We start from the raw sequence: 20,999 nt of genomic DNA on the forward strand, positions 1-20,999 counted from the left end.
CTTCGGTGGGTGGTGGGTCAGGCGGCCAGCGGGCCGGTGGTGGTGAGCAGGCGGTGCCAGCGGTGTGCCGGCAGGGTGGGGTCGAGCAGGGCCAGGCCGGTGGCGAACTTGCTGATCCGCACCGGCCGGTGACCGGCGGACCAGAGCGCGCGGTCCAGCGAGGTCGGGGTAGACCCGCCCTTGGTCTCGACGATGGCGACGCCCTCGGGCGCCAGCTCGGTGCCGTCCGGCGAGGTCCAGCGCAGCGCCGTGTCGATCGTGGCGCGGGCGCCGTCGGCGAGGGCGAGCGTCGTCCGGCGGTATGCCGTGTCGAGCGCCGGTGCCGCGTCCCACCCGTCCCGGGGCCGCGGCACCCCCTGGTCGCGCAGCGTGCGCTCCACGAAGCCGGCCGCGTCCGCGGTGAGGGTAGACGGCATACCGACGGGGTGGGGCTGGCGCGCCTTGACCGTGGTGCCGCGCGGACCGCGGGTCTTGACTTCGAGCCAGCAGGTCCCGGTGTCGAGGTAGGAGCGGGTGCGGACCTTCCAGCGACGGCGGCGCGCGGTGGCGGCGAGGCGGTAGCTCTGCCGGTCGTCGGTGTCGAAGTAGGTCGAGGCGTAGTCGAACCGGCGCAGGCCCTCGATCTCCAGGACGCGCGTCCCGGCGGGCAGATCCACCAGGGCGGCGTCGACCTGGGCGGTGGTGAGGAGGTACTTTCGGTCCACCCGGGTGAGCAGGGCCGACTCGGCGACCAGGTCCGTCAGCGAGATGGGGGAGAGGCTGGCGAGCGGGCTCATCGGGCGACCGCCTCGCGGGTCACGGAGGCGCCGGCCGGGGCCTGCACCGTCGGCGAGGTCATGCCGGACGCGCGCCAGCCGACCTCGACCTGCGTGCTGTCGTTGACCAGGTCCAGGCGCACCGTGCGGGCGGTGACGACCTCGCCGCCGAGCAGCGCCCGCAGCCGGTCGTGCAGCTCGTCGGGGTCGGTGACGGCCCGGTCGAGCACGACCAGCTGCTGCTGCAGCTCCTCCTGCGGCCCGGCGACCCGGGGGTGGTCGCCGACCGCGAGGGCGAGCACGACGAGCGCCATGAGGCCGATGCCGACCACGAGGCTGGTCACCCCGATGCCGCCGAGCAGACCCAGGGTGAGCGCGGCGAAGTAGTAGGCGATCTCGCGCTGGCTGAGCTCGCTGGAGCGCAGCCGGATGATCGACAGGACGCCGAAGAGCCCGAGGCCCAGACCGACCGTCGCGGCCGAGGAGGTGAGGGCCATGCTGACGGCCAGCACCCCCACGTTGACCCCGAGGAAGGCCGGGACCAGCTCGGTGCGTCGGTGCCGGGGCAGGTAGATCGCGAAGGTCAGCAGGACGATCGCGAGCAGGTCGACGGCGGGCAGGATCAGGGCGTTCATGGGTGCTCCTCGGGGGCGGTGTCCGGTGGTGTGAGTCCATTCCGCCGCCCGGGGCTATGTGCCTGCTGTGAAGCGCCGGTGCGCGATGTATGAGGTGTGGCAGGCTTGCCCCCACGTCGGGTCGGCCGGCGGTCGAGCCGGGTGAGGAGAGCCATGGAGCGCGAGCAGATCGATCTCGACACCGAGGGCGTCGGACGGGGCGCGGTCATCCGCTACGGCCACTGGGGCCGGCCGGTGCTGGTCTTCCCCTCCGAGGCCGGCCGGGCGTGGGACTTCGAGAACAACGGGATGCTCGACGCCGTCGCCCCGCTGCTGGCCGACGGACGGATCAAGCTCTACGCGGTCGACTCCTTCGACCACCTGACCTGGAGCGACAACAGCCTGCCGACCGAGGAGCGGGCGCGCCGGCACGGGGCATACGAGCGCTGGATCCTGGACACGGTGGTGCCGCTCGTCGACGAGGACTCACCGGGGCACGACCGCATCGTGACCGTCGGGGCGAGCATGGGCGGCTTTCACGCGGTCAACTTCGCGCTGAAGCGGCCCGACGTCTTCGGCGTCGGCATCAGCCTGTCCGGCAACTTCGACCCCAGCTCGTGGCACGGGTGGGGCGAGCTGGGCGAGGCGACCTACTTCGCCAACCCGACGGCGTATGTCGCGGGCATGGAGGGCGACCATCTGCAGTGGGTGCGCGAGCACGCCAACATCCTGCTGGTCGCCGGGCAGGGCGCCTTCGAGGTGCACCCGACGCAGTCGCTGCCGGGGGCGCACCGGATGGCGGGGATCCTGGCGGACAAGGGCATCCCGCACGAGTTCGACCTGTGGGGCCACGACAGCGCCCATGACTGGCCGTGGTGGCGCAAGCAGCTGGAGCACCACCTGCCGCGCTTCTGCTGAGGCGGCCCGCGCCGGTCAGCCGACGGGAGGTCCCACGGCCAGCAGGGCGGAGAAGACGGCCGCCACGAGCAGCAGCGCCACCAGGACCGAGGGCAGCGGCCGCCGCAGCACCGCCGCGAGCGCCCGCTCGACCGCGGTATGCCCGGTGCCATCGCGCAGCCGCCAGCGCTGGCCGGCCAGCCCGCGGCGGCGCACCGAACGCTCGAAGGGGATCGTCACGAAGGGCGGGATGGCGCTGGCCAGGCCGAGCACGATCCGCCCGGCGCCCCACCGCTGGTCGATCCCGACGATGACCACGACGACGCAGTAGGCGAGGAAGACGAAGCCGTGGACGGGACCGGCGATGCTCACGCCCAGGTCGGTGGTGCCGGTGAGGTACTTCAGCGCCATGCCCACCAGCAGCAGCACCCAGGTCACCGCCTCGGCGTCGGCGAGCAGGCGGAGCAGGCGACCGGGACCGGGGGAGAGCACTCCTCGATTGTCCGCGACGGCCCGGGCACGGGCATACCCGGCCTCCCCCTGACGCGACGGACACCGAGGCGCTAACCTTCCGCCCATGGCCAACGACGTGCGCACGCATCTGATCGGTCTGCTGCTCGGTGCGGAGGAGGACTGGCCGCGCGCCTTCGAGTCGATCCTCTCGCTCGTGGGGCCGGTGGAGGCGGACGGCGTGACGCACTCCATCACCAGCGAGCGGGTGCGCATCCACCCCTTCGACCTCACCGACCCGGTGCGGCACGGGCTCGTCATCGACCGGCTGGCGTACTGGTACTACCACCCGCGCGAGTGGCTCAAGAAGGCGTCGCTGATGAACGACACCTACCTGCTCAACAGCCCGTTCACGTTCCAGTCGATGGAGAAGCACAGCGCCTACGTCGCGATGCTGCGGCTCGGCATGAAGATCCCCAAGACGGTGCTGGTGCCCTACAAGAACCCGGTGGACAACGTGCGCTGGGCCTACACCTCGAGCAAGTACAACGACCCCTTCGACCTCGAGACCATCGCCGCGGACGTCGGCTACCCGCTCTTCATGAAGCCGTTCGACGGCGGCGGCTGGCGCGGGGTCTCCAAGGTCAAGGACGTCGAGGGGCTGCACCAGGCCTACGACGAGTCCGGCAGCATGCTCATGCACCTGCAGGCGACGGTCGACTACGACAAGTTCGCCCGGGCGCTGACGATCGGCCCGGAGACCATGGTCATGGACTTCCGGCCGGACGAGCCGATGCACAACCGGTATGCCGTCACCCACGACTTCCTCTCCCCGCAGGCCGGCTGGGAGGCCGAGACGGTGAGCAAGGTCGTCAACGCCTTCTTCGGCTGGGAGTTCAACTCCGCCGAGATGCTGGTGGCCGGGGACGAGGTCTACCCGATCGACTACGCCAACGCCTGCCCGGACGTGGCGATCACCTCGCTGCACTATTACTTCCCCTGGGCGATCACCGCCCTCGTGCGGTGGTCCACCTACTGCCTCGTGACCGGTCGCAAGTCGGCCATCGGCGTGCGTAACCCGCGCGAGTACTTCGCCATCGGCGACGACCCGGACCGCACCTACCAGGAGAAGATGCAGGCCTACCGCGAGCTCGCGGACGCCGAGTTCGAGACGGGCCGCTACTGGGAGTGGTGCGACAAGAACCTGCCCCACCTGCCCGAGCGGGTGCTCGAGTGGGTCGAGTCCGACGACTTCGACCGGCTGCTCACGGACACCGTGCGCGGGCACTACCCGGAGCACGAGCACGACAAGTTCATCGCACACTTCCGGGGGCTGACGGGGATGTGGGTGACCGACCAGCGGGGTTGACGGGTCAGTCGCCCGCAGCCCGTCGCGGGCCCGCTGCAGGCCCACTGTCCGAAAGGTGGTAGCCGACCCCACGTATCGACTCGATCAATCGAGGTCCCCCTTGGTCCATCACTTTGCGTCGTATGCGGCTGATGTGTGACTCCAGCGACGCGGGGCCGGGTGCGCCATTCGACATCTCGGTGAGCAGCTGGCTCCGGGACACCACGCGACCTGGGTGCCGGGCGAGGACCATCAGAAGGTCGAACTCGCTCTTCGTGGTGGCTATCACGGCGCCGTTGACGAGGAGCTGACGACGTTCAGGCCAGAGCACCACTTCTCGGCTGACCGCGATGGTCTCCTCTGGAGCGCCCGTGGGAGCGATCCGAGGGGTCCGGTTCCGGTGGAGGGCGCTGATGCGGCTCGTGAGCCGGGCGGCCGACGAGGGTAGTCCGAGGACGTCGTGAGCGCCGAGGCCGAGCAGACCGGTCTCCTGCTGCTCGGTGAGCCCGCGCACCAGAACCAAGGTCGGGATGCCATTCGAGGTCAGGTGACGCAGCGCATCAACCAGTGGAACGTCCATCTCTGGCCCGACCAGCACGGCGGCGGCGGCCTCTCGCGGAAGGCGGCGCTGTCGTGCGGGGTGTGGTCCGGAGAAGGGAAGCTGCGTAGAGACCAGGGCGTGCGCGGTAGCATCAACGTCGCCCGCCGATGCCTGCGCGGAGATGAGCAGGACGTGGCTCTCCATCGGGTCATCCCTTCGTGAAGGCGCCGGCTGCAAGGTTCGACGTCATCGGAAAAATTGAGGCTGGTCTTCTAGTCCAGCGTTGCTGTAGGCTGCAGGCACTTTACCAAGTCTTTACGATTCAGGAGTGCCGATGGGGTCAGGCATGGTGCAGGCCAAGACAGAAGCGCAGCGGGTGGGATACGTGCCCGGCGTCTTCGACATGTTTCACGTAGGTCACTTGAACATCCTTCGTCACGCGCGAGCGCATTGCGACATGCTCATCGCTGGTGCGGTGTCCGACGAGAAGGCTGCGGCAGTCAAGGGTCGGAGGCCGATCATTCCCTTGGCGGAGAGGTTGGAGATCCTGAGCCACTGCAGCCTGGTGGACAGGGTGGTAGCTGAAGAGGTGCCGACCAAGTTCGAGATGTGGGAAGATCTCCGTTTCGATGTCATCTTCAAGGGTGACGACTGGCGGGGTACCCCCAAGGGCGCCGAGCTGGAGGCGACGTTCGCCGCTGTCGGTGTCGACGTCGTGTACTTCCCCTACACCGTGCACACGTCGAGCAGCTTGCTGCGGGGGGTGCTGGAACGAGCTGCGGCGTCGTAGGCACCGAGGCTGCGCGCGAGGTATCTGAAAAGCCGTTCAGCCCTCTTACTCAGGGGTCCAGGCCCTGAGAATGGAGGTTGTCCTGGCTTTACCGAATCGCAAGGCTATGAGCGGCCCGCTCGGGACCGCAGATCGAAGGAGTGGGAGAGTTGCAGCGCAGGGATGGTGCGCCAGGGCAGGCTGGCGCGGAAGGCGGCTTGACGGTCGCGATGGTGGGCACACGGGGGGTCCCCGCTCGATACGGCGGATTTGAGACCGCCGTCGAAGAGGTGGGGCGGCGACTGGTCGAGCGGGGGCATCGGGTCACGGTCTACTGCCGTCGGTCGGCGGGCAAGGACGCCACTCCTCTGGCCGAACATCTCGGGATGGACCTAGTTCATCTACCGGCGGTGCGGCGTCGCTCTCTCGAGACACTGAGCCATACCGGCCTTTCCGTCGGTCATCTCCTGCGGCACCGCCCGGATGTCGCACTGCTGTTCAACGCCGCTAACGCTCCCTACCTGCCGGCGCTCAGAGCTGCGCGGGTCCCCGTCGCTACGCATGTCGACGGACTCGAGTGGAGGCGCGCCAAGTGGAGCGGTCTCGGTCAGCGGTACTACAAGGGGGTCGAGCGTCTGTCGGTCTGGTGGTCGGACGCCCTGATCGCTGATGCCCCCGGTATCGCTGACTACTACAGCACCAAGTTCGACGCGCCAACGACCCAGATCGCCTACGGTGCGCCCATCACCGACGGTAGCACCCACCGTCTCAACGACCTCGGTCTGAAGCCCGAAGAGTTCCACCTCGTCGTGGCCCGTTTCGAGCCCGAGAACCATGTCGACATGATCGTGAGGGGCTACGTGCAGAGCGATGCGCGCCTGCCACTCGTCGTGGTCGGGTCGGCCCCCTACTCCGACGAACACACCGCCGCCATCAAGGCTGCGTCCGACGAGCGTGTGCGATTCCTCGGGGGAGTTTGGGACCAGGAGCTGCTCGACCAGCTGTACTCAGGGGCGCGCACGTACCTGCACGGGCACTCAGTAGGTGGCACCAACCCTTCGCTGTTGCGCGCCATCGGAGCGGGAGCAGCTGTTCTGGCCTACGACGTGAACTTCAACCACGACGTGCTAGGCGCGGCTGGACGTTATTTCGGTGGGGACGCGGACGTAGCCAGCCTGGTGGAAAGCGCCGAGGGTGACGTTGAAGCCACCCGAGAGCAAGGTCGACAGGCCCGTGAGCGAGCGACGCACTACGACTGGGACGACGTGACCGACCGCTACGAGGCGCTCTGCCTCGAGTTGGCGCGCAGCCCCAAGAGCGCGGTGCAGCCAGCATGAGCACGAACTCAGGTCTCCAGCAGCGCCAGGTGACGTACTCGCGGTCACTCAGTGAGTTGCAGGGAGCCCAGAAGTCTTCTGCGGGCGCTCCCGCTTACTCCCGCTACATCAACCGGCCGTTGGGGCGGAGGTTTGCCGCCATCGGGCACGTCATGGGGGCTACTCCCAACCAGGTGACAGCGGTGAGCGCCCTCTTCACCTACGCGGGCATCGCCCTGATCGCGCTCCTGCCACCCTCGTGGTGGAGCGGGCTGGCCGTCTCCTCTGCCCTGGTGGTGGGGTACGCCCTCGACGCCGCCGACGGTCAGCTCGCCCGCTTGCGGGGCGGAGGCAGCCTGTCGGGCGAGTGGCTCGACCACGTCGTCGACGCCGGGAAGATCTCGGCGCTACACCTGGCTGTGCTGGTTGGAGCCGCTCGATTCACAGAGCTCTCCCCGGGCTGGCTCCTGGTGCCTATCGCCTTCACCCTCATCGCCAACGTGACCTTCTTCGGCATGATCCTCAACGGTCTGCTGCGAGACCGTCACACTGCTCGGACAGGTCAGCCGGTCGAGCGGCCACGGACGTCTACCTTGCGTTCCCTCCTCGTCATCCCTACCGACTACGGCTTGCTGTGCCTGGTCTTCCTCATGCTTGGAGCCCCCATGGTGTTCGGCGGCATCTACCTCGTGCTGCTGCTCTGCGCGACGGGGTTCCTGGTCCTTGCACTGCCCAAGTGGTACCGCGACATGTCACAGTTGGGTTCATTATGAAGGTTTCGGCCCGGCAGCTGGTCTTCGAGGCGAAGGCGCGTACTGTGCTTCGGAAGAGCCAGAAGCTGTATATGCTGGGAGTGCAAAGAGAAACGTGGCCAGTCGAGCGCTTGCGCGCCTACCAGACTCGTAAGGCCGCAGAGCAGGCTCTCTATGCCATGCGTTCGACGAGATTTTATCGCGAACTCTACGAATCTCACGGCTTCACGGAACAAGATTTACAAGAAGACCCTGAAGCATTCTACTCACTGCCTACTGTGGATAAGCAATCGGTGCGGGACCATTTCGAAGAACTCAAGACCCCCGACGCCGAAGATTTTGGTGTTCTCTCTGTAACGGGCGGCAGCACTGGTCAACCATTGCACCTCCTTCGTGACAAGCGTGTCTCGGCGCAGCCGCTGGAGTGGCGGCTGTTTCGCTGGTGGGGGGTCAAGCCTCACGACAACATCGCTCTCGTGTGGCGCCACGTGAAGAGCGGGCGACAGGAACTTCTCCACGGAGTCAAGTGGTGGCCAACTCGGCGTATGCAGCTGGATGCCTACGACATCAATGAGGCCTCGGTCCGTCATTTCGCAGAGCAGTGGCGTGTCCAAACGCCGACACTCCTGACCGGGTATGCGGGAGGCGTGCTGGAGTTCTCCCGCGTTCTGGAAGGACTCGACCTACGGCTTCCTGCGCCGAGGGCCGTCGCCACAACAGCCTCTCCACTGACCGATGAGAACCGTCAGGAGGTCGAGGATCGTCTCGAGGCGCCAGTGTTCGATCACTACAGGTCCGCCGAAATTCCTTGGATGGGTGGCGAGTGTGCGGAGCGCGCCGGACACCATATCTTTGCGGATGACCGTGTGGTGGAAGTGCTAGATAGGGATGCTGAGTCAGGTGATCTGGGCAACGTCGTGGCCACCGACCTGACCAACAAGGTGTTTCCGCTGATCCGGTACCGCATAGGGGACAGGTCGCGTGCCATCACAGAACCCTGTGCCTGCGGCTCGACGCTTCCACGTATCGCCCGAATCGTCGGCCGTGAAGGTGATGGCTTAAGGCTGCCGGACGGCACGTGGATTGCTCCAGAGGGAGTCTTTCCGCTCTTCAGCAAGGAGCCGGACTGTGTTCGCCAGTTTCAGGTCGTGCAGTCGGCCGACTACTCGATCCTGGTCCGAGTCGTAGAAGGGGCCAGCCCGCGTGCACGAGACTTTGTAGACGAGACACTGTCCAGTCTGCGGCATCGTACCCACTACCAAGTTCCGATCTCGTGGGAGTCGGTCGATGAATTGATTCATGACGGTGGAAAAATTCGCTACATCAGGAGCCACGTCGATGCGCACTAAAACCATCATCCGGCGAGTGTGCGGCGCATCGGCCTTGGCCATCATCCTTGCCTCGTGCAGCGGTATTGATGCCCCTCCTGGAAACGTTCTCGATTCTTCGAGTGCCGCTGCTACGTCCTCGCCCACAGGTGAGAAGCCGGCGTCCTCAACAACTGAGGTCGACAGTGAGGTCGTCACGCAGACCGTGGAGCCCACCGTGGCGACCGACATCGACGACATCATCGACGTCGAGCAACAGACTGAACTCGACTCCGTCGACTGGTCAGACTCTGTGGCGGTCTCCCCTGACATCTCCGTTGAAATCCACAAGGTCGAAGAGGTCGAGGTCGAGGCTCGCGTTGCCGGCGAGATCGGAGGGCCCGCGATATCCGTCACGGTGGCCATCTCGAACGACACCGAGGCAGACCTCGACCCGACCTTGGTGACCGTCACCGCTGCTGGGGCGGACGACGCCCCGCTAACTCCCCTCTTCAACGAGCCAGCCGCCCCGTTTGTGGAGCCCGTATCTGCCAGCACTACCGGCACAGCTGTCTACGTGTTCCATCTCCCCGAGGACGCTGAGCGTCCGATCACCATCACGGTCAACCCAGCCCCGTCGGCCCCAGTGGCCGTCTTCACCGGTGCTCTTTCTTAGTCGGAGTCACGACCATGCATACTCTTCGCCGCCGGGGCGTCACCCCCGTCCTGCTCCTTCTCGCGCTGCTCCTGGGCTGGGCCGTCGTGCCGCTGGTCTCCCCGCCTGCAGCCTCGGCGGCCATCAGCCCCGTGGAGGAACGCTCCTCCGGGGTCGTGACGGCGGACGCCCTGCCGACCGCCCAGATGAACGGCGTGGCCTGGGACCAGGCCGTCGTCGGCGGTACCGTCTACGTCGGCGGGAACTTCAGCCAGGCGCGTCCGGCGGGAGCAGCGCCCGGGACGAACCAGACCGGCCGAGCCAACTTGATGTCCTACTCCCTGAGCACAGGGGTCATGACGTCCTGGAACCCGGGTGCGAACGCGCAGGTGCGCGCCGTGTCGGGATCGCCGGACGGATCACGCATCTACGTCGGTGGCGACTTCACCCAGGTGGCCGGCCAGTCGCGTAGCCGGATCGCCGCCTTCAACACGTCCAACGGCCAGGTGATCGGCAGTTTCGCACCGCCCGTCGGCTACCAGGTCAACGATATCGTGGCGACCGATGACGTCGTGTACGTTGCAGGTTCATTCGCCGGCGTTGGGTCTCAGGAGCGGTCCAACCTTGCCGCGTTCAGCGCGTCCAATGGGGCGCTCCTGGGCTGGGCCCCTTCGGCGGATAACCAGGTGCTGACCCTTGCCCTCTCGGAAGACGACTCTGAGGTTCTTGTCGGCGGCCACTTCGAGAGCATCAACGGTGCGGCCGTCCGTGGGCTGGCCAAGCTGGACGCGCAAACCGGTGCACTTCTTCCGTGGCCTGTGGCCGTCAGCAACGCCGGGCCGGACGCGGCCATCAACAACCTCAAGGTCGAGGGTGAGACGGTGTTCGGTAGCGGCTTCCACTTCGGGCCAGGTGGGAACATGGAAGGTCCCTTCCAACTGGACGTCGAGACGGGTGACACCGTCTGGGTAGCGGACTGCCATGGGGATACCTACGACATCTACCCCGACTCGGTGGTCTACGCCGTCGGTCACGCTCACTACTGCGGCAATACCAGTATGGGATTCCCTCAGTACAGCACCTGGCGGTTCCAGCACTCCATGGCCTGGACCAGGGAAGCGACCGGGACCAACATCCGTGAGGTCCACGGTTACGCCAACTGGGAGGGCCAGCCCAGTCCCTCGATCGTGACCTGGTTGCCCTCGATGAGCATCGGCAGCTTCACCGGCGCCTACCAGGCAGGCTGGACCGTCGAGGGCAATGATGACTACGTCGTCATCGGCGGAGAATTCCCACGAGTCAACAGCCAAGGTCAGCAGGGCCTGGTCCGCTTCGCCAAGGGGACAGCTGCGCCTCGTAACCAGGGTCCGCGCTTCGATGGTGGTGTCTTCGCCCCCGAACTGTTCGCGGTCGCTGCAGACAAGGTGAAGGTGTCGTGGACCGCCGGGTACGACGCAGACGACCGTGACCTGACCTACCGGGTCGTGAAAACGGGCACCGGAGTCGTCCACGAGACCACCGCAGCCTCGACGTGGTGGGACACGCCTGCCCTGGCTTGGGTTGATGACGACGTCACGCCAGGACAGTCGTACACGTACTCGGTCCGAGCCCTCGACGGTGACGGCAACCAGGTCTTCGGTAGCTCGCGCAGCATCACGATGCCGACCAGCGTGGAGCGCTCCGACTACGGGCAGGCCGTGCTCGAGAGCGAGCCGTCCATCTACTGGCCGCTCAACGACACGGGCTCGCCCGTCCGTGACCACGCAGGGGGGTACCAGGGAGTCGCCGGCTCCCAGGTGATCTTCGGCCAGCCCGGAGCCATGGACGGCGAGACGGCCATCCGCGTGGACGGCAGCAACAACGGTCGGGTGTACGCCAGTGCCCAGAGCCACGCCCCGACCGAGATGTCCGCCCAGGTGTGGTTCCGGACGACGAGCAGCGGCCGCCTTCTCGGTTTTGGTGACCTGGCCACGGGGAACTCAGGCCACCGGGACCGTCAGCTCTACATCGGGAGCGACGGCCGTCTGAACTTCGGTGTGCGGACCGGAGGCACCTCGGTGGTTACGAGCGGCCAGACCTACAACGATGGCCAGTGGCACCAGGGTGTGGCCACCCTCAGTGGCAGTACGGCTCGGCTCTACGTGGACGGAGTTCTCGTCGCTCAGCGTCACGACCTGGGCGAGCCCGAGGAATATGTCGGTCACTGGCGTCTCGGGGGCGACAGCCAGTCCGGTTGGCCATCAGCGGGCAACAGCAACTTCAACGGGTGGATCGACGACATGTCGATCTACGACAGGGCCCTGACGAGGGCTGAGGTGCACGGGCTCTACGAGGCATCGGGCCGCGAGGCAGCCTTCGCGGAGGAGCCCGACGATGCCTACGGACAGGCGGTGTTCGAGCGTGAGCCAGACCTGTACTGGCGACTCAACGAGACGGACGGGTCCGTCGCCCGCGACTCCTCGATCCTCAACAAGACGGGGACCTACCGTGGCGGGCACACCAAGGGCGTGAGCGGCGCGCTGGTCGACGTCGAGGACACGGCCGTCGCCGTCAACGGTTCGAACGGCTTCATCTCTGCGGATGCGCCGACGTCCGACCCGCAACGGTTCAGCACGGAGGCATGGTTCCGTACGACGAGCACGTCGGGCGGCAAGATTATCGGTTTCGGGAACAGCAATACAGGTCTGTCCTCGAGCTATGACCGGCACACCTACATGCGGAACGACGGTCGCCTCGTGTTCGGTGCGTGGACCGGCCAGGAGCAGACCGCCGTCTCTGACACGGCATACAACGACGGTGAGTGGCACCATGTGGTCTCCACACTGGGCGATGGTGGGATGAGCCTCTACGTCGATGGTGAGCTGGTGGCGACCAACCCGAACACGGTGGCGCAGGCGTACTCCGGCTACTGGCGCGTGGGTGGTGACCGGGTCTGGGGCGGCGCCTCCAGCAACTACCTCGCCGGCGACCTCGACGAGGTGGCGGTCTACTCGCGCCCCTTGACGGCCGAGCAGGTCGTGGAGCACTATTCCATCGGCAGCAGCACGGTGCCGAACGAGTCGCCGAACGCTGCGTTCAGCCATGAGGCAGACCATCTCGACGTCACCTTCGACGCGTCTGCCTCGACAGACCCCGACGGCACCATCGAGAGCTACGCCTGGGACTTCGGGGACGGCACCACGGGCACCAACATCCAGGCGACGCACAGCTACTCGGACGGAGGCACCTACGAGGTGACTCTCACCGTTACCGATGACCGTGGAGGTACGGACGAGGTCAGCAACGAGGTCGTGGTCGTCGCGAACACGCCACCGGTCGCGTCCTTCAGCTCAGAGGTCTCTGACCTGCAGATCTCGGTCGATGCCACCGGATCGGAGGATGAGGACGGGTCGATCACCTCGTTCACCTGGGACTTCGGTGACGGAAGCGCCGCCACAGGGCCGGTCAACTCGCACACCTACGGCGAGCCCGGCACCTACACCGTCGAGCTGACGGTGGTCGATGACGACGGTGCCGTCGCGACCATGTCGGAGGACGTGACGGTCACTGCCCCACCGCCGAACCAGGAGCCGCAGGCGGCCTTTGAGGCGAGCGTGACCGACCTGATGGTGGCGGTGGACGCCTCCGAATCTGACGACCCGGACGGCGACGTCGTCAGTTACGACTGGGACTTCGGTGACGGTGGCAGCGGCAGCGGTGTGCAGACGTCATACACCTACGCCGAGGCCGGGACCTACGAGGTCACGCTCGTCGTCACGGATGACGACGGTGCCAGCGCATCGACGACCCAGCAGGTCACGGTCACGGCACCACCCGCCGAGGTGGCGCCGCAGGCAGCCTTCTCGCTCAGTGCGGAGGACCTGAACCTGACCGTGGACGGCAGCGCCTCCATCGACACCGACGGCACCATCGAGTCCTTCGCATGGGACTTCGGTGATGGTGCGACGGCGACAGGGGCCACAGCCACGCACACCTACGCCTCGGCCGGCACGTATACCGTCACCCTGACGGTGACGGACGACGATGGCCTGCAGGACAGTGCCTCCGAAGAGGTCACGGTCACGGCGGCGCCGGCGAACACCCCGCCCGTCGCGGACTTCTCCGCCGATGTGTCGTTCCTGTCCGTGAGCTTGGACGCCTCGGCATCGAGTGACGCGGACGGCACCATCACGTCCTACGCGTGGGACTTCGGGGACGGTGCGACGGCCGATGAGGCCGTCGTCTCGCACACCTACGACAGTGCCGGCACCTACGAGATCACCCTCACGGTGACCGACGACGACGGCGCGGAACACTCGGTGAGCGACACCATCACCGTGGTCGCGCCGGTCCCTGAGAACGAATCCCCTGTGGCCGCCTTCGAGAGCACTGCGACCGGTCTCAACGTGGCGTTCGACGGCACCGGCTCGGCCGATCCGGACGGGACGATCGCCACGTGGACGTGGTCCTTCGGCGACGGCGCGAGCGCGTCGGGAAGTGCGCCGGCACACACCTACCAGGCGGGTGGAACCTACACCGTGACGCTCACCGTGGTGGACGACGACGGCGCTTCGGACACGGTGACACGTCAGCTCACGGTGGCCGCTGACCCGGGTGCTCAGACCTTTGCCCTGGACACGTTCCAGCGCTCCGTCAGCAACGGCTGGGGTTCGGCCGAAACCGGAGGGGCGTGGTCCTCGACCCAGAACGGTTCGCTCTTCTCTGTCGCGAACGGGGTCGGCACCATGCGTCTGGCCAACCCGGGGAGCAGCGTGACCACCGGGCTGGGTGCCGTGTCGGCGCGTGATGTGGACACGACCGTCGACCTGACCTACGACAAGGCTCCTACCGGCTCGGGGATCTACGGCACCGTGATGGTCCGACGGGATGCCACGGACTCGTACCGGTTGCGTGCCCGTCTGATGCCCACGGGGACCATGCTGCTCCTGAGTCGCGTCTCGGGTGGCTCCGAGGTCTACCTGGACAACACGACCGTGCCGTGGGTGTATCAGCCCGGCGAGGTGATCCGCCTCCGGCTCGTGGCTGACGGGGCCTCCCCCACCCAGCTGAGCGGGAAGGTGTGGCGTGCCAACGAGGCCGAACCACAGGTCTGGCAGCTGTCGGCCACGGACTCGACCTCTGGGCTGCAGGACGCCGGCTCGGTGGCGGTCTTCAACTACCTGGGCGGGTCGGTCGCGAACGCGCCCGTCGTGGGTGGCGTCGACAACCTGGTCGTCGGTTCGACCGGAGCTCCGCAACCCAACCTCCCCCCGGTGGCGGCGTTCACGGGGCTGGTTGACGGGCTCACGGTGCAGGTGGATGCGAGCTCGGCCTCCGACCCGGACGGTGATGTCGCGGCGTACGCCTGGGATTTCGGAGACGGCAGCACGGCGACGGGCGTGGATGCCAGCCACGACTATGCCGAGGCCGGCACCTATGACATTTCCCTGACCGTCACGGACGACGACGGGGCGGAGCACACCGTGACACGTCAGTTCACCGTGGTCGACCCAGAGGTGAACCAGCCACCGGTCGCCGACTTCGACAGCGTGGTGGAGGGCCTGAACCTGGACGTCGACGCGTCCGCATCCTCGGACCCCGACGGCAGCCTGGCCTCGTTCGACTGGGACTTCGGCGACGGTTCCACAGGTGAGGGTGAGGTCACGCAGCACGTCTATACGGAGCCGGGAACCTACAGTGTCGAGCTGACCGTCACCGATGACGAAGGTGCGACGGACTCGATGACCCAGGACGTCACGGTCGGAGAGGTGGCAGGCCCGGACGTGCTCAAGCGTGACACCTTCTCCCGTCAGGTCTCGGCCGGCTGGGGGACCGCCGACATCGGCGGCGCCTGGACACCGCAGGGGTCGAGTGCGCCCTTCTCGGTCGTCGACGGGGCGGGCACGGTGACCATGGGGTCCCCGGGCAGCGGCCCGAGGATCTTCACGGGCGCCGTCCCGGAGGCGGATGTGGACGCGGCCTTCACCGTCAGCCTGAACAAGGCACCGACCGGTGGGGACACCTACGTCACTACCTCGGTGCGCCGGGATCCCGACACGAACGACCAGTACCGGGTGAAGCTGCGCATCCGTCCGACCTCCACCAGCATGATCCTCACCCGAGTCGTCGACGGCACGGAGACCACCCTGACGTCGGCCACCGCATCCGGCCCGGCCTACTCCGCGGACGAGCAGCTCGGCGTGCGTATCCGTGCGCAGGGCTCAAGTCTGCAGGCCAAGGTGTGGCCGGCTGGGGAGTCCGAGCCCGAGGGCTGGTTGGTCCAAACGACAGATACGACCCCGGGACTGCAGGACGGTGGTTCGTTCGGGTTCCAGGCGTACCTGTCTGGGGTGGCGACGAACGCACCTGTGGTGGCCCGCTTCGACGAGTTCATCGTCACCGGCGCGGAGTGAGAGCAACCGAACTGTTGGCCGCTTCCGCTGCCGCGCTTCCGTGAAGCGCGGCAGCGGAAGGTCGCAGGCACTCGGGGGGGTTGCTGCGCAGGGTACCCAGGCGGCGTCGAGCTTCGTCTTGCAGCTTCTGGCGGTTCGACTGTTGGGCGCTGAGGGGCTCGGGGTGTTCGCCTCGATCTATGGGGTCGTTGTCCTAGGCACCGCCATCAACACGGGTTTGGTGGGTGATTCGCTCACGGTCCTAGGTCGGCATCAGCGTGGCATTCGGGCGGCCCTCCAGGTGTGGGGACTGATGGTTCCTTTGGCTTTCGGAACCATGCTGGGGGTCGGTGCCTGGGCCGCAGGAGCGCTCACGGCGTGGTTCGCCGTCGCTCTGTCCGTGTCTACATCCTTGTTCCTGATCGAGGACCTCCTGCGGCGCCTCCTGATGGCCAATTTTCGCTTCGGGCGCATTGTCATCGTCGACGTGTGCGGTTTGACATCCAGCTCTCTCACCTTGGTCGTCATCGCGACCGTTTCGACCCTCGAGGTCGGGCACTTCTTCCTAGCGTTGGCTCTTGGACAGGCCCTTGCGCTCGTCGTCGCCTTCTCAGTTCTTCCCGCGCCTGAACGATGGTGGGCCCCCATAGGGTCAGCTAATTTGGGGACGGTCGCCCGCTACGGATCGTGGAGGGCGGTTCAGGCCAGCATCAAGCCAGCCCTGCTCGCGTTCGTGCGCATTGCCGGGCTGGGGTTTGTGGGGGCGGCAGCCGTTGGCCAACTCGAGGCGTCGCGCGTCTATCTGTCCCCAGTCCTCATCGTCATCGGTGGTTTGAGTACCGTCATGCTGGCGCGGTTTGCCGCCAGGAAGGGGGACGGGCTTGACGAGCTGATCAGGGCCGCGGATAGGTCGGCTGCATGGATCAGTGGCCTCAGCCTCCTCCCTGTCGGGGCTGCCTTGGCCTTGGAACCGGTAGCCGCGCCGCTGCTCACGGGAGGTGATTTCTCCTTGCCGCTCATCACCCTGCTCGGATGGGGTGCCTATGCGGTGGCGACGGGCTTCACTGCTCCTTACAGCACGCTCGCTGCCGTCCGCGGATCTCAGCGCACTGTGGTGGGAGTCCGAGTGGCTGAATCGGCCGTGGCGGCGGGCGTCGTCCTCCTGGTCCTGTGGTGGAGTTCGACCATCACGTGGGCTCCTCTCCTTCTCGGAATCGGTTCTGGGGTGGGGGGTCTGTGGTTGCGAGCCATACTGAAGCGCCAGGTAGAAAGGGAGCCATGAACCATTGCGAAATTCTTGTGGCTCACCCGTCGCCCGATCTGTACGGTTCGGACTTGCAGATGCTGGTCACCGTGCAGGCGCTGATGCAGGAGGGATGGGGGGTGACCGTCGTGATCCCGGTTGATGGCCCCCTGTCGTCGAGGCTGCGGGCGTGTGGCGCGCAGGTCTTGGTGTCCGCCATGCCGGTTCTGCGCAAGTCCGTCTTGACACCACGAGGGTTGGTGGGATTCCTTGCCCAGAGCCTCTCGGGGACGTGGCGCTCCGTCCGCATGGTCCGCAGTCGGCGGCCAGACGTAGTGCTCGTCAACACCGTGACCATTCCGACCTGGTTGCTGGGCGCCCGCTTGGCGCGGACTCCGGTGCTGTCGCACGTCCACGAGGCGGAGGAGGAGCAGGGGCGGGTCGTCCGCTCCTTGCTGGCCGGGCAGCTGCTCCTGGCGGATCGCATCGTCGTGAACAGCGCGGCCGCCCGCCGTGCCCTCGTGCAGGTGGTGCCCTGGCTCGAGCGTCGCCTGCGTGTGGTCCACAACGGTGTTCCAGGTCCCCCGGCACCCTTGTCGGACCTTCGCCAACGCACTCCTGATGAGCCGCTGCGGGCGGTTCTGGTTGCCCGCCTGTCTCCACGTAAGGGCGTCGACGTGGCCCTGGAGGCGGTGGCACAGCTGCGTCGCGAGGGGCAGGACGTTTCCCTGGACATCTGCGGGACGGTCTTCGACGGCTACGAGTGGTACGAGGAGGAGCTTCGGCGCCGAGCGGCGATGCCGGATCTTGCCGGTGCGGTCACCTTCCACGGGTACGTCTCTCCGACCTGGCCTGCCCTGGAACGCGCGGACGTGGTGCTGGTGCCTTCGCGGGTCGAGCCGTTCGGGAACACTGCGGTCGAAGCCATGCTGGCCGGCCGTCCGCTCGTGGCCAGTGGTGTTCAGGGCCTGCTGGAGGTCGTCACCGACCTCTCGACAGGCCTGCACGTACGCCCAGGAGACTCCCAAAGCTTGGCGGACGCCCTGCTGCGCATCGCAAGAGAGCCGAGCATGGCGCGTGGCCTGGCTCGCGCGGCGCAGGGCGAAGCACGACGCCGTTTCAGCCCCGAGACATACTCCGAGCTGATGGTTGGGTCAGTGCGCCAGCTGATGGCCTGAGAGGCGAACCCGTCCGGGGGACTTTGGCTGGGGTGGTGAACAGCGACACGAGAAAAAAGGTGAGGAACGCCGGGCTGCCGTCCACCAGTCCGCTCTCCAGAACGCTGCGCAGCAAGATGGCCGCCAGCAAGCCCTGCACGAGCATGCGCGGCTCAACTGCCAGGCGGAACGAGTTAAGGACGGTGAGAGCGACCCAGACGCCGAGAAGAACGACCCCGATCAAGCCCGCCTGCACCAAGGCTGACACCCAGCTGCTGTCGAGGTTCTGAGTGTCCCAGTACTGTCCCAGGACAGGTATCTGCTTCACGGCGAGGCCGCTCCCCATCCATCGGGTCCACACGGTGTCCGCATAGTCGACCGATGCACCCCACACGATGCTGCGACTGTTGAGGGTCGCGATATCCCCTTCGTCTGCCCCCTCCCGTGCGATGAAGGACGTCACGGCGTCTGTGCGAGTCGCGATGAGACCAAGGAGGGGGATGGTGAGCGCGAGGGTGACGACGAGCCCACGGCCGAGACGTCTGGCCTGCACCAACATGACCGCACCCGCCACCATCACGGTCAGCACCGCAGTGCGCGACCCGGTCGCCACCATGGCAGCGCTGAGCAACAGCAGCACCGCGACATGGCCGGGAGCGGCCCGCCGCAGAATGACTCTGTGGAGCAGGCCGATCACTGGGAGGGCGCACAGGAGCGAGAGCTCGTTGCTGTGCATCTGCGGTATGCCGCCACCGAGCCGGCCGGTCGCCCAAATGCTCGGCAGTCCGGTGAGGGCGGCGACGAGGGCCACCGCGGCCAAGCTGGCCAGCAGATCATCCAGCAGCTGGGCTCGCGGGAAGGTCTTCACCAGCAGGACAACGGTCAGGGCCACGATCAACAGCCGCACCGACACCACGCCGGAGACTCGGAGGCCGCCGTCGGTCCACGCCCCGAAGGTGGACAGCGCGACATACACCACCACGAGCCAGACGACGGCGTTTCCCATCGGCTGTGGAGCCCGCGTAGAGACACGTGCGGCCCACGCGAACGCGAGAGTCATGAGGCCGAGCAGTGCTTTCGCCGCCACCACGGCATCCACCCCACCTGAGTAGGTGGTCTGCGTCCGCCAGGTGACGACCGACAACACCAGGAGGAGGATGAGCCAACGGGAAGAACGGGCCCAGGGGCGCGGCAGGGTAGCGGCCGTCCCCACGAGGTCATGTCCCGTGGCCACCGTCATGAGGTCAATGATAAGGGCGGTCTCGTGACTGCGACCGCCTTGTTATCATCGATGGTCGGGGTCACGATGTTCTGCGCAGCGTCACGATACCTCCGTCCGCCTGATGATGACAGGGGTTAGAACGTGGAGTTGAAGGATTATCTGCTGGCGCTCAGGGAGCGCTGGTGGCTGGTCGTGACGATGGTCCTCCTTGGCGTAGGTGCGGCCGTCGCTGCCACCGCCATGGCCCCGAAGGTCTACGAGGCGCAGACGGAACTGTTCGTCGCCCCGGACACCGGGACGACTTCCGCGGAACTGGCGCAAGGATCCTCCTACGTCCTCGACCGCGTGAAGTCGTACGTGAGAGTGATCGACCGAGAACTCGTCCTCGGCCCGGTCATCGACGACCTCGATCTGGACACGACGGTAGCCGACCTCTCGGAGGATGTGGACGCCAACGTCGTGGAGGAGACGGTGGTCGTGCAGATCACTGCACGGGCGGACTCGCCGGCCGAGGCAGCAGCCTTGGCAGACGCTGTCGCCACGGAGTTCCGCGAGAACGCCGCTCAGCTCGAGCCGCAGCGCGGTGGCGACGGCGGTTCCGTCGTGAGGGTCACGGTCATCGACTCGGCCCGCGAGCCGGAGTCACCTGTGTCTCCTCAACCGGTGGTCAATCTCGCGCTGGGGCTCCTGCTGGGGACGGGGGCGGGAGTGGCTGCAGCGGTGATGAGGCAGGCGCTCGACCGCCGGGTGCGCGGCGAGGACGATGCCAAGGAGCTGACGGGTGTACCGATGGTCGGTCAGCTGCCGGTGGACCTGGTGACCACCAGAGCTCCGTTGGCTCTGGGCGAGCACCTCGTCGGGCCCCGGGCGGAGGCTCTCCGACAGGTTCGGACCAATCTGCAGTTCCTGGACCTGCCCTCGGCGAGGCGTTCCTACGTCATCACCTCCTCGCTGCCGGGCGAAGGGAAGTCTGTCACCGCGCTCAGTCTTGCCGCCACTCTGGCTGAGGCAGGGCAGCGTGTCTGTTATGTCGAGGCAGACTTGCGACAGGGCGCCGCTGCTCACTACCTGTCGCTCGAGGGAGCGGTGGGCCTGACCCACGTCCTGATCGGGGCGGCTGAGCTGGAGGACGTCCTCCAGCCAGCGTCGACGAATCTGGACGTGGTGCTGGCCGGTGCCGTCCCCCCGAACCCTTCGGAGCTCCTGTCGAGCGACGCGATGGATTCGCTGCTCCACAGGCTTGAGGCGGACTACGACGTGGTGCTCGTCGACGCTCCGCCCCTGCTGCCTGTCACCGATGCCGCCATCCTCGCGAAGAGGTGCCGGGGCGCTCTCCTCATCGTCGCCCTCGGTCGCAAGGCTGTGGATCGTCAAGAGCTGACCGACGCGGTAGAGATCCTTCGCACGGTCGACGCCGACCTGCTGGGCTTCGTCATCAACAAGGCCCCTCGACGCGGCCCGAACCGTTCCCATACCTACATGCCGTATGGGGGGGAGAGCACCACCGCCCGGCATGCTGTGCCGCGCACGCCGCGCCAGAGTATGAAGAAGGCGCTGCAGTCGCCCTGAGCGACCGCAGCGCCTCTCCCTCTATGAGCGTAG

General features: G+C 66.8%; 16 protein-coding genes. 11 read left to right on the forward strand and 5 right to left on the reverse strand.

All coding sequences use genetic code 11. From position 1 onward, the window contains the following. Positions 1-17: 17 nt before the first annotated feature. Both SGUI_RS12125 and SGUI_RS12130 read right to left on the reverse strand, forming a co-directional pair. Positions 18-776, reverse strand: a complete 759-nt coding sequence (locus SGUI_RS12125) for a polyphosphate polymerase domain-containing protein (protein ID WP_066640659.1) — start codon at positions 774-776, stop codon at positions 18-20. Then, positions 773-1,390, reverse strand: coding sequence for a DUF4956 domain-containing protein (locus tag SGUI_RS12130; RefSeq protein ID WP_066640660.1), 618 nt, complete (start codon positions 1,388-1,390; stop codon positions 773-775). Before SGUI_RS12130 ends, SGUI_RS12125 begins: the two co-directional genes overlap by 4 nt. 153 nt (positions 1,391-1,543) lie before the next feature. Between SGUI_RS12130 and SGUI_RS12135 the strand changes: the two genes are divergently transcribed. After that, positions 1,544-2,287 carry an esterase family protein gene (locus SGUI_RS12135; RefSeq protein ID WP_066640661.1) on the forward strand — a complete coding sequence of 248 codons (744 nt, stop codon included), beginning with the start codon at positions 1,544-1,546 and terminating at the stop codon, positions 2,285-2,287. A gap of 15 nt (positions 2,288-2,302) precedes the next feature. Here the strand turns inward: SGUI_RS12135 and SGUI_RS12140 are convergent, their stop codons facing one another. Further along, entirely contained in the window at positions 2,303-2,758 is a 456-nt protein-coding gene (locus SGUI_RS12140; RefSeq protein ID WP_066640663.1) for a DUF3817 domain-containing protein, read from the reverse strand. An 85-nt stretch (positions 2,759-2,843) separates the two neighbouring features. Between SGUI_RS12140 and SGUI_RS12145 the strand changes: the two genes are divergently transcribed. Next, on the forward strand, positions 2,844-4,085 hold the full coding sequence (locus SGUI_RS12145) for an ATP-grasp domain-containing protein (RefSeq protein ID WP_066640666.1): 1,242 nt from the start codon (positions 2,844-2,846) through the stop codon (positions 4,083-4,085). A gap of 4 nt (positions 4,086-4,089) precedes the next feature. Here the strand turns inward: SGUI_RS12145 and SGUI_RS12150 are convergent, their stop codons facing one another. After that, positions 4,090-4,809, reverse strand: a complete 720-nt coding sequence (locus SGUI_RS12150) for a winged helix-turn-helix transcriptional regulator (protein ID WP_066640669.1) — start codon at positions 4,807-4,809, stop codon at positions 4,090-4,092. 142 nt (positions 4,810-4,951) lie between these two features. Here SGUI_RS12150 and SGUI_RS12155 point away from each other — a divergent pair, with 142 nt between their 5' ends. The 8 genes from SGUI_RS12155 to SGUI_RS12190 all read left to right on the forward strand — a co-directional run bounded on the left by SGUI_RS12155 (position 4,952) and on the right by SGUI_RS12190 (position 18,196). After that, the gene (locus tag SGUI_RS12155; RefSeq protein WP_066643359.1) at positions 4,952-5,395 is read left to right on the forward strand and encodes an FAD synthase family protein; all 444 of its coding nucleotides are present in this window, start codon (positions 4,952-4,954) and stop codon (positions 5,393-5,395) included. A gap of 197 nt (positions 5,396-5,592) precedes the next feature. Then, positions 5,593-6,711, forward strand: coding sequence for a DUF1972 domain-containing protein (locus SGUI_RS12160; protein ID WP_237141347.1), 1,119 nt, complete (start codon positions 5,593-5,595; stop codon positions 6,709-6,711). 182 nt (positions 6,712-6,893) lie between these two features. Beyond that, on the forward strand, positions 6,894-7,463 hold the full coding sequence (locus tag SGUI_RS12165) for a CDP-alcohol phosphatidyltransferase family protein (protein WP_237141348.1): 570 nt from the start codon (positions 6,894-6,896) through the stop codon (positions 7,461-7,463). Then, on the forward strand, positions 7,460-8,791 hold the full coding sequence (locus SGUI_RS17505; RefSeq protein ID WP_157621833.1) for a phenylacetate--CoA ligase family protein: 1,332 nt from the start codon (positions 7,460-7,462) through the stop codon (positions 8,789-8,791). The genes SGUI_RS12165 and SGUI_RS17505 overlap by 4 nt, the downstream gene beginning before the upstream one ends. Positions 8,792-8,987: 196 nt before the next feature. Further along, positions 8,988-9,425, forward strand: coding sequence for a hypothetical protein (locus SGUI_RS12175; protein WP_157621834.1), 438 nt, complete (start codon positions 8,988-8,990; stop codon positions 9,423-9,425). Positions 9,426-9,439: 14 nt separating this feature from the next. After that, positions 9,440-15,796, forward strand: a complete 6,357-nt coding sequence (locus tag SGUI_RS12180) for a PKD domain-containing protein (RefSeq protein ID WP_066640674.1) — start codon at positions 9,440-9,442, stop codon at positions 15,794-15,796. 163 nt (positions 15,797-15,959) lie between these two features. Further along, positions 15,960-17,057 (forward strand): polysaccharide biosynthesis protein, encoded by a 1,098-nt coding sequence (locus tag SGUI_RS12185; RefSeq protein WP_157621835.1) that lies wholly within the window; start codon positions 15,960-15,962, stop codon positions 17,055-17,057. Next, complete coding sequence (locus SGUI_RS12190; RefSeq protein WP_066640677.1) at positions 17,054-18,196, forward strand: glycosyltransferase family 4 protein; 1,143 nt, start codon at positions 17,054-17,056, stop codon at positions 18,194-18,196. Before SGUI_RS12185 ends, SGUI_RS12190 begins: the two co-directional genes overlap by 4 nt. Here SGUI_RS12190 and SGUI_RS12195 read toward each other — a convergent pair. Then, positions 18,138-19,415, reverse strand: coding sequence for an O-antigen ligase family protein (locus SGUI_RS12195; protein ID WP_066640680.1), 1,278 nt, complete (start codon positions 19,413-19,415; stop codon positions 18,138-18,140). The two genes, SGUI_RS12190 and SGUI_RS12195, sit on opposite strands and share 59 nt — an antisense overlap. Positions 19,416-19,538: 123 nt before the next feature. Here SGUI_RS12195 and SGUI_RS12200 point away from each other — a divergent pair, with 123 nt between their 5' ends. Further along, on the forward strand, positions 19,539-20,966 hold the full coding sequence (locus SGUI_RS12200) for a tyrosine-protein kinase domain-containing protein (RefSeq protein WP_066640681.1): 1,428 nt from the start codon (positions 19,539-19,541) through the stop codon (positions 20,964-20,966). Positions 20,967-20,999: the final 33 nt, after the last annotated feature.

It is taken from the genome of Serinicoccus hydrothermalis (genome assembly GCF_001685415.1).
Classification (GTDB): domain Bacteria; phylum Actinomycetota; class Actinomycetes; order Actinomycetales; family Dermatophilaceae; genus Ornithinicoccus; species Ornithinicoccus hydrothermalis.